A 15,772-nucleotide genomic window follows, 5' to 3' on the forward strand; every position below is an offset into this window, starting at 1 on the left:
GGGAGCGAGCCTGCTCGCGAAGAGGCCAGCATATTCAACATCTTCTTCGTCCGTGACGCCGCCATCGCGAGCAAGCTCGCTCCCACATGGATTTGCGGCTGCTCACAGATTCTGCGTCCACCACCGATTTCCTGTGGGAGCGAGCCTGCTCGCGAAGAGGCCAGCACATTCAACATCTTCTTCGTCCGTGACGCCGCCATCGCGAGCAAGCTCGCTCCCACAGTAATCCTTGGCAGATTACGTCGGGCAGGTCTTCTGCCCGTTATCCAGGCCTTGCTTGTAGCTTTGGCTGGTGAGGCTGGCCTTGCCGTTGTGCCAGGTCAGGGTCAGTACATACAGGGAGTCGAAATCGCTCGATGCCCAGTCGTCGGTAATGGTCTGCCGCTTGCCCACCGCTTCACCCGCGACCTTGTTGATCAGTTCAGGCAGGTAGCCGTGGGACCAGGCCGTGTAGATCGTGGAGTTGTGGTATTTGTCCTGCATCAATTCATCAGCCAGGTCACTGGTGTCGTTGGCTGAATACTCGATGTTTACCGGCAGGCCGAGCTTGATGGCGCTGGGGCTGATCGTCATCAAGGGGCGAATGTAGCTGTAGGAGTTGTCCAGCTCACCCTCTTCGACGTTACGGGTCGGATTGGCCGCGAACACGTAGTCGGCTTCGCCGAATCTTTCTGGCAGCAGGGTGGCCAGGTCGATGGCGCGGTTCAGCCCCTGGCAATTGAGTTGGCCGAGGCCGCCGACCGGTTTTTCCGCGTGGCGCAGGAACACCAGCGTTTGCACGCCGTCGACGGGCTGGGCACTGCTGACGCTGGATTCCAGCGACAGCACCAGCCCACAGGTCACGAGCAGCGTCGGTAGCAGTAGCCACGGACGGCGTTTCAACTGGGCGAACTTCAGTGGGTTGATCATCGATATACGTCTTTGTCTTCTCGATTCAGGCTGACAAACCCCGGCACCGCAAAGCCTCTGGCTCCGGGTGTTTTCCCTGTCGTTATGGCCGCTTCGATTGCTCGGGGCATCTCTCAGAGTCCCCGCTGCTTCTTTGGTTCGATCCTGGGGGCGATCCTGGTTGATGCCGGGCACTGTAGCGGCGTCCCGCCAAGGGACGCAGCGAATGTTAGCGACAGGATGTTGCGGAATTAAGAAAGAGGCGCTGTTCCTCAAGAGCCAAGGCTTGTGTTCAAAGGCCCCAAAGCCTGCTCGGCTGATTTATGCTTGGGCTTTCCGACTGATCCATGGAACCCATGCATGCCCGACCTGACCCCTTTCCCCATCACCCAGAAATGGCCCGCCCAGTTCCCTGAATGGCTCCAGCTCTATTCCCTGCCGACCCCCAACGGCGTGAAGGTGTCGATCATGCTGGAGGAGATCGGTCTGCCCTACGAGCCGCACAAGGTGGACTTTGGCAACAATGACCAACTGTCCCCCGAGTTCCTCTCGCTCAATCCCAACAACAAGATCCCGGCGATTCTTGACCCCCATGGGCCGGGAGATCGGCCGTTGGCGTTGTTCGAATCGGGAGCGATCCTGATTTATCTGGCCGACAAGAGCGGCCAGCTGCTTGCCCAGGAGTCGGCGGCGCGCTACGAGACGATCCAGTGGCTGATGTTCCAGATGGGCGGCATCGGGCCGATGTTCGGTCAGCTGGGGTTCTTCAACAAATTCGCCGGCAAGGATTACGAGGACAAACGGCCGCGCGACCGATACGTCGAGGAAAGCAAACGCTTGCTCAAGGTACTCGATGGACGTCTGGAAGGACGCGACTGGATCATGGGCGAGCGCTACACCATCGCCGATATCGCCACGTTCCCATGGGTGCGCAACCTGCTTGGTTTTTATGAGGCCGGTGACCTGGTGGGTATCCAGAACTTCCCGAACGTGACGCGGGTGCTGGAACGTTTCCTGGCGCGGCCGGCGGTGGCGCGCGGCTTGAAGATTCCGGAATGACCGGACGATTCGCTTGGGTGACTTGCATCGGCGGCGCGCTGACGTCGTGAGTGGATTATTGCCTGACCGGTAACACTCTGTTCCTGCGTCGGCGTTTGTGCCCTGCCTGGTCAGGGCATAAGCTTTGTCTCGTGTTCCATTTCGCCTCCGGAGTCCCATGTCCAGTCAGTTCCCCGCAGCCCGTCCACGCCGTCTGCGTCGCAATGCAAGCCTGCGCAACCTGTTCCAGGAAACCGAGTTGACCTTGAATGATCTGGTACTGCCGATTTTCGTCGAAGAGGAAATCGACGATTTCGTGCCGATCAAGAGCATGCCCGGCGTGGTGCGTATCCCGGAATCGAAGCTGGCCGGGGAAATCGAGCGGTATGCTCGTGCCGGTATCAAGGCGGTGGTGACCTTTGGTGTGTCCCATCATCTGGACAGCGACGGCAGCGACACGTGGAGCGAGCGTGGCCTGGTTTCGCGCATGGCCGGAATCTGCAAGGACGCCGTGCCGGAAATGATCGTGATGTCCGATACCTGTTTTTGTGAGTACACCGATCATGGCCACTGCGGCGTGCTGCACGGTCACGAAGTCGATAACGACCGAACCCTGATCAACCTGGGCAAACAAGCGGTAGCGGCGGCACGCGCCGGTGCCGATGTCATCGCGCCGTCGGCGGCCATGGACGGGCAAGTCCAGGCCATTCGCAAGGCGCTCGATGACGCGGGCTTCAGCCAGACGGCGATCATGGCCTATTCCACCAAGTTCGCCTCCGCGCTCTACGGGCCGTTCCGCGAGGCCGGCGGCAGCGCCTTGAAAGGCGACCGCAAGAGCTACCAGATGAACCCGATGAATCGCCGCGAAGCCCTGCGCGAGTCGCTGCTCGACGAGCAGGAGGGCGCCGATGCACTGATGGTCAAGCCGGCCGGGGCCTATCTCGACATCATCCGCGACATCCGCGAGGCCTCGAACCTGCCATTGTCGGCCTACCAGGTCAGCGGCGAGTACGCGATGATCAAGTTCGCCGCACAGGCCGGCGCCATCGACGAAGCCCGAGTCGTGCGAGAAAGCCTCGGCGCGATCAAGCGGGCAGGGGCGGACCTGATCTTCACGTACTTCGCGATGGATCTGGCGCTGAGCGGGATCTGAGCCAGCACTACTCCTGTGGGAGCGAGCCTGCTCGCGATAGCGGTCCATCATCGAGCATTTGGGGTGATTGACACACCGCCATCGCGAGCAAGCTCGCTCCCACAAGGTTTGTGCTCGCTTTGCATCAGTAGCCTCCACAGGTTTTTGATCGTATGGTTGCTCCCGAACAAGGGAACTGATGGAGCACCATGCATTTCACTCGACTGATGATCACTCTTGCCGCATTGCTGGCCCTGGCCGGCTGCGGCAGCCGTCAGGCCCAGGAGCCTGAGCGCCAGCCTGCCGAAGTCAAGGCGCAGATCGTGCGCTTATTGCCGGCCAAGACCGCCGATCGGGAGGGCTGGGCCACGGACATCTACGTGGCCTTTGCGGCGCAGCAGATCCCGCCAACGACCCAGAACATCTGTTCGGTGCTGGCGGTGACCGAGCAGGAGTCGACCTTCCAGGCCGATCCCGCGGTGCCGGGGCTGGGCAAGATCGCCCGGCAGGAAATCGATCGCCGGGCGGCGAAGCTACGCATCCCCGGGTTTCTGGTGAGCGGCGCCCTCCAGGTGCGCTCGTCCAATGGCAAAAGCTACAGCGACCGCCTCAACGCGGCGCGCAGCGAGAAGGAACTCAGCGCAATTTTTGATGATTTCATCGGCATGGTGCCGCTCGGCAAAACCCTGTTCGATGGCTTCAACCCGGTGCATACGGGCGGGCCGATGCAGGTCAGCATCGCCTTTGCCCAGGCCAATGCGCGCGATTATCCCTACACGGCGGATGGCTCGATTCGTCGGGAAGTGTTCAGTCGTCGCGGAGGGATGTATTTCGGCATCGCGCATTTGTTGGGGTATCCCGTCAGTTATACCGAGCCGCTGTACCGTTTCGCCGATTTTAATGCTGGCTGGTATGCCAGTCGCAACGCGGCCTTCCAGCATGCGGTGAGTCGCGCTTCGGGCATTACGCTGGCCTTGGACGGTGATTTGATCCTGCCTGATTCGATCATGCCCGGCAGCACGGAGCTGGCGGTGCGCACGTTGGGCAAGTCATTGGGCATGCGCAACCCGACCATCCGCGATCAGCTGGAACTGGGCGACAGCCTGGCGTTCGAGGACAGCAAGCTCTACAAGCGGGTGTTCGAATTGGCCGAGAAGGCCGAGGGCAAGCCGCTGCCTCGGGCGGTGTTGCCGGGCATCGTGCTCAAGAGTCCGAAAATCACTCGCAAGCTGACCACTGCATGGTTTGCCAAGCGCGTGGACGAGCGGTATCAGCGGTGCATGACGCGGGCTTCGGGGCGCTGAATCTTCGGCCATGAAAAAGCCCGGCGGATGAGGCCGGGCTTCTACTGTGATGGCTTGAAGGATCTTGCAGCACGGTGGTAACAATTCATGCGCGGTTCTTGGCCAAATTATCGGAGCCACCTTCGACAACGCGGCGTTCCAGCAGACGGTCAGCACCGCCTTCGGCAACACGGTTTTCGATCAGCTTGTCGGAGCCACCTTCGGCGACGCGGCGTTCCAGCAGACGGTCGGCACCGCCTTCGGCAACACGGTTTTCGATCAGCTTGTCGGAGCCACCTTCGGCAACGCGGCGTTCCAGCAGACGATCGGCTCCGCCTTCGGCAACACGGTTTTCGATCAGCTTGTCGGAGCCACCTTCGGCGACGCGGCGTTCCAGCAGACGGTCGGCACCGCCTTCGGCAACACGGTTTTCGATCAGTCGGTCAGAGCCGCCTTCGGCAACGACGGGCTGGGAAGTGGCGGCGAATACGTTGGCTGCCAGAACGGAGAAAGCGAGGCTGAGGATGATTTGGCGTTTCATGATGGTGTGCTCCGGGGTGCGTTGGTTTGTGTGGGGCCATTGTTGCGCCGGGCACCGATCGTGAGAACTTCATTGACGTGATGGTGAACATCGATGGCGGTGATAGCTCGCCGGGTTGGTGTCAGCCAGGTTGATGGAACACTGGGGCACCGGTGCGCTCTACCGACCTGAATCCCTTTTGAAGGAGGCCAGTCCATGTATCAGTTATTCGGCCACAGCCAATCCGGTTCCTCTGCCGTAGAGGTCGCCTTGGATCTTTGCGGCGTGCCTTACCGCCGGGTAGACACCTATTCGACCGAGGACAACGACGCGGCGAAGGAACTCGAAGCCCTGAATCCACAGAAGCAGGTCCCGACCCTGCAATTGCCGGACGGCTCGGTGCTCACCGAGGCGGCGGCGATCCTGATTCACTTGGGGCTGTCTTTTCCGGAATCGAAACTGCTGCCGGATGATCCGGCCCAGCGTGCGCAGGTCATACGCGGCCTGGTGTATATCGCCGCCAATTGCTATACACCGATCGGCATCATCGATTTTCCGCAGCGCTGGCTGCCCGACGCCGACGACGCTGCTCGGGAGCGATTGGTGGCGGGCACCAAGCAACGTCTGTATCGCAACTGGGCGTTGTTTGCCGACCAGTTTCCTGCGAGCCCTTTCCTCGGCGGTGCCGAGCCCGGTGCATTGGATATCCTGGCGGCGGTGATTACCAAGTGGGTCGAAACCCGCGAAGCGATGCTCAGTGCCCGTCCTGAGTTCTACGCCCTGCTGGAGCGCATCGACCGCCATCCGCGAGTCGCGCCAGTGCTTTCATTGCACTGGCCCGAATGAATCAGGGACACGCACTGCGCGAGGCGGCCTGGCGGACGAGTTCTGCAAGCTGTCGAACGTTCTGCTGATGGCCTTTCACCAGGTCGTCGATACTGCCGCCAGCCGGTGTCTGCAGGCTGCTGCGGCAGGTAACGGCCTGAGCTTCGTTGCCATGGCTACGCAAGCGCCATTGCACGTCCATGCGCGCATAGCGGCCGGGGATCGAGTCGAAGCGTTGCACCTCCACCCGCAACAGCCGCCTGGGGGCCCCGGGGTTGCTCAATTGCTCGTCCAGGCTGCTGCGTAGTTCATCCGCCAGGCTTGAGCCCCACCATTCGGTTTCCAGGATCGCCAGACCGCTGTCGCCCTGACGAATCACCATCTGGGTGCGATCCACTTGCGGCGGGACGCTGAGTTGTTCGATCTGGATATCCACCCCTGCACGCGCCTGACCAGCCGGCTGGACCGGGCTCAGGGTGTGGTAGTGGATGGGATCGCTGCGACAGGCACCGAGCAGCAGCGCCAGGGCGATCAACGAACATTTCAGCATCAGCGGCATCGGGCGTGCTCCTGTGATCATTCTTTCACCGGAAAGGTAAGGTTCTGCGCCGGAGCATCTTTCGGACGGCCACGAAGCAGCGACTCGGGGTGTCGGCTCAGGTAATCGGACAGCTCGCGCAGCGAACGCGACATTCGGCCCAGGTCATCCAGCGTCTGGGTCAATTGTTCGCGCTGCGGCGAATCTTCCGCCAGGGTCGAGTTCGCCGACTGCAAGGTCTTGCTCACGTCCTGCAAGGTGCTTTGCACGCCCGGGAGGGTCTTGCTGTTGAATTGCGACAGGCCCTTGCGCAGCTCCACGAGGTTACCGTCCAGGTTGCTGGCGATGCTTTCCAGCGGCAGCTTGTTGATGCGCTCGACCACCGTCTGCAATTGTTCCTGCAACTGCTGGAGGCTGCCCGGGATAGTCGGGATCCGCAGGGGGCGCGCGGCGAGGTCGAACGCGACTTTCTCGGCCTTGGGGTAGAAATCCAGCGAAATGTACAACTGCCCGGTCAGCAGGTTGCCGCTGCGGGCCTGGGCGCGCAGGCCGCGTTCGACGAAGCTGCCGACCAGGCGCGCGGCGGCGGCTTCGTCTTCCGGGTCGTAGTTCAATGACTTGAGCAGTTTCTCGTGGGCCTTGCCGAGCAGTTGCGGGTAGATCACGATTCCTACGTTGACCGGGAACGTGCGCTGCTTTTCGTCGAAGTCCAGGTTCATGGAGACCACCCGGCCGATCTCGATCCCGAGGAATTCCACCGGGGCGCCGACGCGCAATCCGCGCAAGGCCTGGTCGAAGCGCAAGGCCAGGTACTGCGCCTTGCCACTGGGCGGGGCCAGGGCGCTTTGCTGGTCGGCGAACAGTTCGAAATCCTTGTCCTCGGCCGCGGGCGTGTCGTTGGGGCTGTATTCCGGGGCCCGGAATGCAATGCCGCCGACGAGCAGGGCAGACAGCGACTCGGTCTTGACCGCAAAACCGTTGGCGCCGACGTTCACGTCGACGCCACTGACGTTCCAGAACCGGGTGTTCTCGGTGACGTAGGCGTCATTTGGCGCGTTGATGAACACCTCGATATTGACGCCTTTGCCATCGGCGTCCAATGCGTAGGACACCACCTGGCCCACCGGAATCTTGCGCAAATACACCGGCGAGCCGATGTCCAGCGAACCGAGGTCCTGGGAATGCAGGGTAAAGCGTTTGCCCGGTTCGCCGTAGGTGATCGGTGGCGGAGCCTCCAGGCCGGTGAACGACTTGGCGCGCACTTTCGAATGACCGGCGTCGGCGCCGATGAAGTCCCCCGACAGCAAGGTGTCGATCCCGGAGATCCCGCCCGCGCCAATCCGCGGCCGGACCACCCAGAACACCGAGTCTTCATGAGTGAAGGTGTCGGCGGTCTTGGCGAGCTTGACCGTGGCGGTCACGTTCTTCTGATCGTCGCTCAGTTGCACGTCGGTGACCTGGCCAATGACCACATTGCGGTATTTGACCGGGGTCTTGTTGGCGGTCAGGCCTTCGCCTGTCTTGAAGGTGATGGTGATGGTCGGGCCTTCCTGCAGCCAGTTGTTGACCACCAGGGACAGGCCCACCAGCACCGCGATGATCGGCACGATCCACACCAGCGACACGGTCCAGCGGCGGGTGGAGACATGGGCGCGGCCCGGTGCGGGTTGTCCGTCAGTGGCTTGTGACTTCATCCATGACCTCCTCGGATGGTTGGGTGTCCCAGATCAGCCGCGGGTCGAAACTCATGGCCGACAGCATGGTAAAGAGCACCACGAGGCCGAAGAACAGGATCCCCGGTCGCGGTTCGATGTCGCTCAGGGCCTGGAACTTGACCAGTGCCGCCACCAGGGCCACGACCAGCACGTCAAGCATCGACCAGTAGCCGATGACTTCGACCAGCCGATACAGCTTGGCGCGCTGCACCTGGGCCCAGGTACTGCGCCGTTGCACGGTCACCAGCAGCAACGTCAGCACGACGAACTTGATGCCAGGCACCGCAATGCTGGCGATGAAGATGATCAGCGCGATGTCCCAGGCACCACTCTGCCAGAACTCGAGAACGCCGCTGATAATGGTGCTGTCCGCACCGTCGCCGAGCATCTGGGTGTTCATGACCGGGAGCAGGTTGGCCGGGATGTAGAACACCAGTGCCGCCAGCATGTAGGCCCAGGTGCGAGTCAGGGTATCGGGTTTGCGCCGGTGCACGGCGGCATCGCAGCGTGGGCAGGTGTCGGGTTCGTCGGTCATGTCGCAAGCCAGGCCGCAGCTGTGGCACAGGCACAGGTTCAGATCGCTGGCGCGGGGCGGATTGCCCGGCGTTGCGGCGTTCACAGGGTGTTCCACAGGTCGCGCACATCGCGACCGGCAATGCGGATCATCAACAGACTCAAGGCCGCCAGGGCGAATAGACCGATACCGGGAAGCACATCCAGCAACCCGGCAAGCTTGATGACAGCCACCAGGGCTCCCAGCAAGCACACCTCCAGCATGCTCCACGGGCGCAGGGTTTCCAGGCTGCGCATGCACAGGTTGAACGCCGGGGCGCGCCGGTTGGAATGGGCGTAGCCCAGCACCCAGAGCAGCAGTGCCAACTGGAACGCCGGAGCGATGATGATCGCGACCGCGGCCACCAGGGCGATGAAGGTGATGGGTCCCTGGCTCAGGGCCACGACCGAATCCCACAGGGTCGCGCTGTTGCTCAGGCCCTGGAGGCGGATGCTCATCACCGGATAGACATTGGCGAAGGCCCACAGCACCGCTGCCGTGATGGTCAGGGCCAGGCGCTGTTCGATGGTCAGGCCGTTGTAGCGCTGGATCACTGCATGGCATTGCACGCACGAGGCTTTTTGATGCGGGGCGAGCGCAACCGGCTCGTACACTGCATCGCAATGTTCACAAATGATCAGTCGGTCGGTAACGGCCATGAGGATGCTCGGCGGGGGCAACTCCTTCAATATAGAAGTGAGTCGAGAATGAGCAACCCGCCCGAGCCAATCATTCGCCGCGAATGTATTGCTCCAGTTGTCTGATCAGGTCCGCCTGCTCGGCAATGGCTTCCTTGACCAGGTCACCGATGGACAACAGGCCGACCAGCTTGCCGTTTTCCACCACGGGCAAATGCCGCAGGTGTTTCTCGGTCATGATGCTCAGGCAGGTCTCGACGTTCTGGTGTGGATCGATCGTGATCACGGGCGAAACCATGATGTCGCTGACTTTCGTGCCCACCGAAGAGCGTCCGTGCAGGACCATTTTGCGCGCATAGTCACGCTCGCTGATGATGCCCAGCACTTCATCGTTCTTGACCACCAGCAAGGCACCGACATTTTTCTCGGCCATGCGCATCAGGGCCTGCAAGACCATGTCATCCGGGGAAATGGTGTGCACTTGCTGGTTTTTCTCGTCTTTTATCCGGAGCAACTGCGCGACGGTTTTCATGGGGAAGCCTCGGGTGTTGTTTTTGCGGGTGGTTCAAGAATCGTAGACCCAACGGCGCAGAGCAAGCGGTAAAGCGGCAGTCAGCCGTCCAAAACCGTCATGGATGGTGAAAAACCACTGATTTTATTGTGGCACGCTGTCGTGGCGAGGGAGCTTGCTCCCGCTGGGCTGCGTAGCGGCCCTAAAAAAGCCATGACAACCCAGTGTGTCAGGCAGATACAGGGGGGCCGCTGCGCGACCCAGCGGGAGCAAGCTCCCTCGCCACGAAAGCAGATCCAAGGGCAGGTGAAGTCCCCAGGTCAGGTAGAATGCGTAACACGCAAAATTCGAGGTTTCAGCGGTGGATCTACAGCAGGGCTTCGTCCTGACCCGGCATTGGCGCGATACCCCGGCGGGCACCGAAGTCGAGTTCTGGCTGGCGACGGATGCCGGTCCCCGGCGCGTGCGCCTGCCAGTGCAGACGTCGGTGGCGTTCGTGCCGCAGATCCAGCGTGGCCATGTCGAGGCGCTGTTGCAGGGCGAGAAGGATGTCGAGTTGCGGCCCCTGGACCTGCTGGATTTCGAGCACCGACCGGTGCTCGGCCTGTATTGCCGGCAACATGCGCAACTGATGCGGCTGGACACGACATTGCGGCGGGCTGGCGTGGATGTATTCGAGGCCGATGTCCGGCCGCCGGAACGCTACCTGATGGAGCGCTTCATCACCGCACCGGTCTGGTTCGGCGGCAGGCCCTCAGCCGATGGCTTGCTCCTGGATGCCCAGATGAAACCCGCGCCCGACTACCGGCCACCGCTGCGGCTGGTGTCCCTGGACATCGAAACCACCGCCCAGGGCGATTTGTATTCGATTGCCCTGGAGGGCTGCGGCGAGCGCCAGGTCTATATGCTCGGGCCGCCCAATGGCGATGATCGTGAGGTGGATTTCCAGCTGGAATACTGCGAGTCCCGCGCGGCGCTGTTGAAGAAACTCAACGAGTGGTTCGCCCGCTTCGATCCCGACGCGATCATCGGCTGGAACCTGGTGCAGTTCGATCTGCGCGTGCTGCATGAACACGCCCGCCGCCTGGCCGTGCCGCTGCGTCTTGGCCGTGGCGGGGAAGAAATGCAATGGCGCGAGCACGGCGCGCGCAACAACCATTTTTTTGCGTCGGCGGCTGGCCGGTTGATCATCGATGGGATCGAGTCCTTGCGCTCGGCGACCTGGAGTTTTCCTTCGTTCAGCCTGGAAAACGTCGCCCAGACCCTGTTGGGCGAGGGCAAGTCCATCGACAATCCGTACCAGCGCATGGACGAAATCAACCGCATGTTCGCCGAGGATAAACCGGCCCTGGCTCGCTACAACCTCAAGGATTGCGAGTTGGTCACGCGCATCTTCGCCAAGACCGAGCTGCTCAAGTTCTTGCTGGAACGGGCCAGCGTCACCGGCCTGCCGGCGGATCGCAGCGGCGGCTCGGTGGCGGCGTTCACGCATCTGTACATGCCGTTGATGCATCGCCAGGGTTTCGTCGCGCCGAACCTCGGCCAGCGTCCGCCGGAGGCCAGCCCTGGCGGGTTTGTGATGGATTCCCAGCCGGGGCTCTACGAATCGGTGTTGGTGCTGGACTACAAGAGTCTGTATCCGTCGATCATCCGCACCTTCCTCATCGACCCGGTGGGCTTGATCGAAGGCCTGCGCCACCCGGACGACACCGAGTCGGTGCCAGGTTTTCGCGGGGCGCGGTTCTCGCGCACCCGGCACTGCCTGCCGGCCATCGTGGCGCGGGTTGCCGACGGCCGGGAAACCGCCAAGCGCGAACACAACGCGCCGCTGTCCCAGGCACTGAAAATCATCATGAACGCGTTCTACGGCGTGCTTGGCTCCAGTGGCTGTCGTTTCTTCGATTCGCGCCTGGCGTCGTCCATCACCTTGCGCGGCCACCAGATCATGCAGCGTACCCGGCAACTGATCGAAGCGCGGGGCCATGTGGTGATCTATGGCGATACCGATTCGACCTTCGTCTGGTTACGCCGCCCCCACGGCCAGGAAGAAGCCGCGACGATCGGCCGGGAGCTGGTCGCTCACGTCAACCAATGGTGGCGTGATCACGTACGAGAAGAGTTCGAACTGGAAAGCGCGCTGGAGTTGCAATTCGAAACCCACTTCAAGCGTTTCCTGATGCCGACCATCCGCGGCGCGGAGGAGGGCAGCAAGAAGCGCTACGCCGGTTTGGTGAGCCGTGCCGACGGCAGCGATGAAATAATCTACAAGGGCCTGGAGACCGTGCGCACCGACTGGTCGCCCCTGGCCCGGCAGTTCCAGCAGGAACTGTATGGACGGATCTTCCATCGCCAGCCCTATCAGGATTACGTCCGCGATTATGTCCAGCAGACCCTGGCCGGCGCGTTCGACGAACGCCTGGTCTACCGCAAGCGCCTGCGTCGTCCGCTGGACGACTACGAGCGCAACGTGCCGCCACATGTGCGCGCCGCGCGGCTGGCCGACGAGTTCAACGAGCGCCAGGGCCGGCCACGGCAATACCAGAATGGCGGCTGGATCAGCTACGTCATCACCGTCGCCGGCCCCGAGCCGCTGGAAATCCGTAGCGCGTCGATTGACTATGACCACTACGTGACGAAGCAGCTGCAGCCGGTGGCGGATGCGATCCTGCCGTTTGTGGATGATGATTTTTCAACGTTGATCGGTGGGCAGATGGGGTTGTTCTGATCGACATTGTTGGCCGCAGGGATGCCCTTGTGGCGAGGGAGCTTGCTCCCGCTGGGCTGCGTAGCGGCCCTGAGTTTCTGGCGGTTGCTGCGCAACCGAGCGGGAGCAAGCTCCCTCGCCACAAGAGCGCGCCGCTGGAATAAGGGCGCGCTCATCACCACGGCGTTCGAGTGGACTAAACCATCGCCAACCGCTGCTTGCCCTGTGGCTGCGGGAACACCAGGTCCAATGCCGCCAGATCCTGAGGCTCAAGCTGCAGATTCGCCGCTTCGGCGTTCAGGCGCACGTGTTCAGCTTGCACGGCCTTGGGGATGGCAATGACATTGTCCCGGCGCAGCAGCCAGGCGAGGGCGATCTGTGCCGGCGTCGCCCGGTGGCGTTCGGCGATTTGTTGCAGAGTGTGGTCCTTGAGCAAATGCCCGCCCTGGCCGACCGGACAATAGGCCATGACCGGCATGCGCTGATGCTGGCTCCAGGGCAGCAGGTCGAATTCGATGCCGCGTTCTTGCAGGTTGTACAACACTTGATTGGTAGCGCAGACCGGCGAGGCCAGCTCCTCCAGATCGTCGACGTCAAAGTTCGACACGCCCCAGCGGCCGATCTTGCCTTCTTCGCGCAGGCGCTCAAACGCTTCGACGGTTTCCTCCAGTGGGTACTGGCCGCGCCAGTGCAGCAAATAGAGGTCGATATAATCGGTGTCGAGGCGCCGCAAGCTGCGCTCGCAGGCCAACGGAATGCCTTTGCGGCTGGCATTGTGCGGGTAGACCTTGCTCACCAGGAACACCTGGTCGCGTAGCCCGGTGATCGCTTCGCCAACGACCTGCTCGGCGCCGCCCTCGGCATACATTTCGGCCGTGTCGATCAGGCTCATGCCCAGTTCGATGCCCAGGCGCAGGGCAGCTACTTCTTTCTTGTGATGGGACGGTTCCTCACCCATCCGCCAGGTGCCCTGGCCGATTACCGGTACGGATACGCCGGCCAATTCCACAGTTCTCATGCACATCTCCTGTCGTGCTGGTCGATACAGCGTGTGGCAGCAGGATAGACCAGGCGTTCCAACCTTGATCGTTCCCGCGCATAAGGCGGGAACGATCGGTGGATGGCAGGATTACTCGGCCGAGAACTTCAGCACCATGGTCTGGGTGTAGGTCTGGCCCGGATCAAGTCGCGTGGTAGGGAAGGACGGCTGGTTCGGCGAATCGGGATAATGCTGGGTTTCCAGGGTAAACGCGCTCCAGTGCGGGTAGACCTTGCCTTGCTTGCCCTTGATCGTGCCGTCGAGGAAGTTGCTGGTGTAGAACTGCACGCCCGGCTCGCTGGTGTAAAGCTGCAGGCGCCGGCCCGACTGCGGATCCAGGACGTCGGCGGCGAGTTTGCTCACGTCGCCCTTGGCGTCGAGTACCCAGTTGAAATCGAAGCCGCCTTGTTTCGGTTCGGCAAATTTCAGCTGCGGATGATCCGCCTTGATATGCGCGCCAATAGGCGTGGGCTTGGTGAAATCCATCGGGGTGCCGGCTACTGGCGCCAGCTCGCCGGTGGGGATCAGCTTGGCGGTCACTGGTGTGTAGCGGGACGCGTGCAGCGTCGCGACTTGCTTGAGGATGTCGCCATTACCGGCGCCGGCCAGGTTGAAATAGCTGTGGTTGGTCAGGTTCAGCACGGTCGGCTTGTCGGTGCTGGCCTTGTAGTCGATGCGCAATTCGTTCTGGTCGTTGAGGCTGTAGGTGACGTCGGTCTTCAGGTTGCCGGGAAAGCCCATTTCATCGTCCGCCGACACATACGTCAGGGTCACGCCTACCGAGTCCTTGCCGTTGCTCGGCTCGGCCTTCCAGACACGCTTGTCGAAGCCTTGCGGCCCACCGTGCAAGGAGTTGTCCTTGTCGTTCTGCGGCACCTGGTAGCGTTTGCCATCCAGCTCGAACGCACCGCCGGCCAGACGGTTGCCGAAGCGGCCGATGGTCGCGCCGAAATACACGTTGCCGTTCTTCTGGTAGCCCTGCACATCATCGAAGCCGAGCACGATGTCGGCAGTCATGCCGTTTTTGTCCGGCACGATCAGTGACTGGAGGATCCCGCCGTAAGTGATGACGGTCGCCTCGACGCCGTGGCTGTTGCGCAGTACGTATTTTTCAACCGGCGTGCCGTCGTTGGTCTTGCCGAAGGCAACGCGTTCATTGGTCAGGCCGGCGGCCTGGGCAGAGGTGGCAATCATCAGAGAGACTCCGAGGGCCGTGAGCAGATGTCTGGATTCAAGCATGGTGTGACCTTCCTTTCCTGTTGTTTTGTTGTTGTTTTTAACGTGGTCGAGTCCGTTATCTGTCGGACAGCGATGAAGGTTTTTCTGTTCAGTAGTCTTTCTATTTGAGGGTGGAGAAGGGATTTATAGCTATAAATCGAGATTTATCAATTAAAAAGTAAGACTAATTGAGCGAGACGAGCCTTGGCCAAACGTGCACTTTCACGGCCGCTACCGCACTTTTACGGTTTTTGCCGCTCTATCCATGGCCAGGAAACGGCGATTCCCCACCGCTTCCCCATGCCCAGACCGAGATTCGATGGCCGCTGTCTTACATTCCGTGAGGGTCTTGCCACGTCGCTGCGGCTTGCTGCTGGCGAGCCTGTTGCTGATGCTCAGCGGCGGATGCAGCCATCAGCAAGGCCAGGACATGGTTACCCAGTTCAGCAATGCCAGGCCCCAGGAGTTTTTGCAGACCAGCGTTGACCGCATGGCCACGCTGTCGATGCATGACAACCTGCAGAGCCTTTACCTGCTGATGCACAAGCTCTACCTGCGCAACCCGGAAGAACTGCGTAAATCCGGCTTTCTCGATGCCCGTATCGCCGTGAAACAGGTGCGCGAGGCGATTGAACAGCAGCAACCCTTGCCGGCCCTGGGCAACAGGAAGGACCTGGCAGCGCTGAGCTATGCGATGAGTCCCGAGTTTCTCGGTGACCGGGTCGGAGCGTTCATCTATGCCATTGGCAGCATGCTGGTGACGGCTCACGGCAACCGTCTCGAGTTCTACATGACCGACACCATAGATCCGCGCTTCGTCAGCAACGCGGCGCGCAACATCGAGAAAGCCACGTGGCTGTTGGGCCAGCGGCAGAACAAGGACGGCACGCCGATGCTGTTCTCCAATGAAATCTCGGAGGAGGGCAGCAACCTGAGCTTTGCCGTGGAGTTCGGGAAGATCGTCGCGCGCCTCGACCTGCTGACCCAGATGCTGGACGAGCGCTATCGGCGAATCGGCTTGAATTATGCGCAGAGTCTGCTGTTTCTCAATTTCCTGCCTGTTCAGTAGCTGCGTCGTGCAAATGGAATAAACATAGATCACATCGATATAGGGAGTTATAAGAAAAATCGCTATGCTCGCGGCCAGATTTTTCATGCGGTCGCGCTGAG

Annotated in this window: 15 protein-coding genes; 6 read left to right on the forward strand and 9 right to left on the reverse strand. The window is 61.4% G+C overall.

Going from position 1 to position 15,772, the window contains the following annotated elements; translation table 11 throughout:
- Nucleotides 1–237: 237 nt before the first annotated feature.
- Complete coding sequence (locus J3P84_RS10625) at nucleotides 238–909, reverse strand: histidine phosphatase family protein (RefSeq protein ID WP_434573276.1); 672 nt, start codon at nucleotides 907–909, stop codon at nucleotides 238–240.
- A gap of 339 nt (nucleotides 910–1,248) precedes the next feature.
- Here J3P84_RS10625 and J3P84_RS10630 point away from each other — a divergent pair, with 339 nt between their 5' ends.
- The 3 genes from J3P84_RS10630 to J3P84_RS10640 all read left to right on the forward strand — a co-directional run bounded on the left by J3P84_RS10630 (nucleotide 1,249) and on the right by J3P84_RS10640 (nucleotide 4,362).
- Complete coding sequence (locus tag J3P84_RS10630) at nucleotides 1,249–1,947, forward strand: glutathione binding-like protein (protein WP_434630036.1); 699 nt, start codon at nucleotides 1,249–1,251, stop codon at nucleotides 1,945–1,947.
- A 157-nt stretch (nucleotides 1,948–2,104) separates the two neighbouring features.
- Nucleotides 2,105–3,079, forward strand: coding sequence for a porphobilinogen synthase (gene hemB / locus J3P84_RS10635; RefSeq protein ID WP_434630038.1), 975 nt, complete (start codon nucleotides 2,105–2,107; stop codon nucleotides 3,077–3,079).
- A 188-nt stretch (nucleotides 3,080–3,267) separates the two neighbouring features.
- Nucleotides 3,268–4,362, forward strand: a complete 1,095-nt coding sequence (locus J3P84_RS10640) for a DUF1615 domain-containing protein (RefSeq protein WP_434630040.1) — start codon at nucleotides 3,268–3,270, stop codon at nucleotides 4,360–4,362.
- Nucleotides 4,363–4,447: 85 nt separating this feature from the next.
- On the opposite strand, the gene J3P84_RS10645 is transcribed toward J3P84_RS10640, so the two are convergent.
- Nucleotides 4,448–4,882 carry a phage infection protein gene (locus tag J3P84_RS10645; protein ID WP_434630042.1) on the reverse strand — a complete coding sequence of 145 codons (435 nt, stop codon included), beginning with the start codon at nucleotides 4,880–4,882 and terminating at the stop codon, nucleotides 4,448–4,450.
- A 195-nt stretch (nucleotides 4,883–5,077) separates the two neighbouring features.
- On the opposite strand from J3P84_RS10645, the gene J3P84_RS10650 reads away from it, so the two are divergent.
- Nucleotides 5,078–5,707 carry a glutathione S-transferase family protein gene (locus J3P84_RS10650; RefSeq protein ID WP_434630044.1) on the forward strand — a complete coding sequence of 210 codons (630 nt, stop codon included), beginning with the start codon at nucleotides 5,078–5,080 and terminating at the stop codon, nucleotides 5,705–5,707.
- Nucleotide 5,708: 1 nt separating this feature from the next.
- Here the strand turns inward: J3P84_RS10650 and J3P84_RS10655 are convergent, their stop codons facing one another.
- From J3P84_RS10655 to J3P84_RS10675, 5 genes are all read right to left on the reverse strand, one after another.
- Nucleotides 5,709–6,245 carry a PqiC family protein gene (locus J3P84_RS10655; RefSeq protein ID WP_434630046.1) on the reverse strand — a complete coding sequence of 179 codons (537 nt, stop codon included), beginning with the start codon at nucleotides 6,243–6,245 and terminating at the stop codon, nucleotides 5,709–5,711.
- 17 nt (nucleotides 6,246–6,262) lie between these two features.
- On the reverse strand, nucleotides 6,263–7,918 hold the full coding sequence (locus tag J3P84_RS10660; RefSeq protein WP_434630048.1) for an intermembrane transport protein PqiB: 1,656 nt from the start codon (nucleotides 7,916–7,918) through the stop codon (nucleotides 6,263–6,265).
- Nucleotides 7,899–8,558 (reverse strand): paraquat-inducible protein A, encoded by a 660-nt coding sequence (locus J3P84_RS10665; protein ID WP_434630050.1) that lies wholly within the window; start codon nucleotides 8,556–8,558, stop codon nucleotides 7,899–7,901. The genes J3P84_RS10660 and J3P84_RS10665 overlap by 20 nt, the downstream gene beginning before the upstream one ends.
- Nucleotides 8,555–9,151, reverse strand: coding sequence for a paraquat-inducible protein A (locus tag J3P84_RS10670; protein ID WP_434573292.1), 597 nt, complete (start codon nucleotides 9,149–9,151; stop codon nucleotides 8,555–8,557). The genes J3P84_RS10665 and J3P84_RS10670 overlap by 4 nt, the downstream gene beginning before the upstream one ends.
- 70 nt (nucleotides 9,152–9,221) lie before the next feature.
- Nucleotides 9,222–9,662 carry a CBS domain-containing protein gene (locus J3P84_RS10675; RefSeq protein WP_305500192.1) on the reverse strand — a complete coding sequence of 147 codons (441 nt, stop codon included), beginning with the start codon at nucleotides 9,660–9,662 and terminating at the stop codon, nucleotides 9,222–9,224.
- A gap of 340 nt (nucleotides 9,663–10,002) precedes the next feature.
- Here J3P84_RS10675 and J3P84_RS10680 point away from each other — a divergent pair, with 340 nt between their 5' ends.
- On the forward strand, nucleotides 10,003–12,366 hold the full coding sequence (locus tag J3P84_RS10680) for a DNA polymerase II (protein ID WP_434630052.1): 2,364 nt from the start codon (nucleotides 10,003–10,005) through the stop codon (nucleotides 12,364–12,366).
- Between the two features lie 175 nt (nucleotides 12,367–12,541).
- Here J3P84_RS10680 and J3P84_RS10685 read toward each other — a convergent pair whose 3' ends face one another.
- Nucleotides 12,542–13,363, reverse strand: coding sequence for an aldo/keto reductase (locus J3P84_RS10685; RefSeq protein ID WP_434630054.1), 822 nt, complete (start codon nucleotides 13,361–13,363; stop codon nucleotides 12,542–12,544).
- A 111-nt stretch (nucleotides 13,364–13,474) separates the two neighbouring features.
- Nucleotides 13,475–14,623, reverse strand: coding sequence for an aldose epimerase family protein (locus J3P84_RS10690; protein ID WP_434630056.1), 1,149 nt, complete (start codon nucleotides 14,621–14,623; stop codon nucleotides 13,475–13,477).
- Nucleotides 14,624–14,921: 298 nt separating this feature from the next.
- Here J3P84_RS10690 and J3P84_RS10695 point away from each other — a divergent pair, with 298 nt between their 5' ends.
- Nucleotides 14,922–15,671 (forward strand): hypothetical protein, encoded by a 750-nt coding sequence (locus tag J3P84_RS10695; protein ID WP_434573300.1) that lies wholly within the window; start codon nucleotides 14,922–14,924, stop codon nucleotides 15,669–15,671.
- Nucleotides 15,672–15,772 lie beyond the last annotated feature (101 nt).

Source organism: Pseudomonas sp. Z1-29, from assembly GCF_051131995.1.
Taxonomy (GTDB): domain Bacteria; phylum Pseudomonadota; class Gammaproteobacteria; order Pseudomonadales; family Pseudomonadaceae; genus Aquipseudomonas.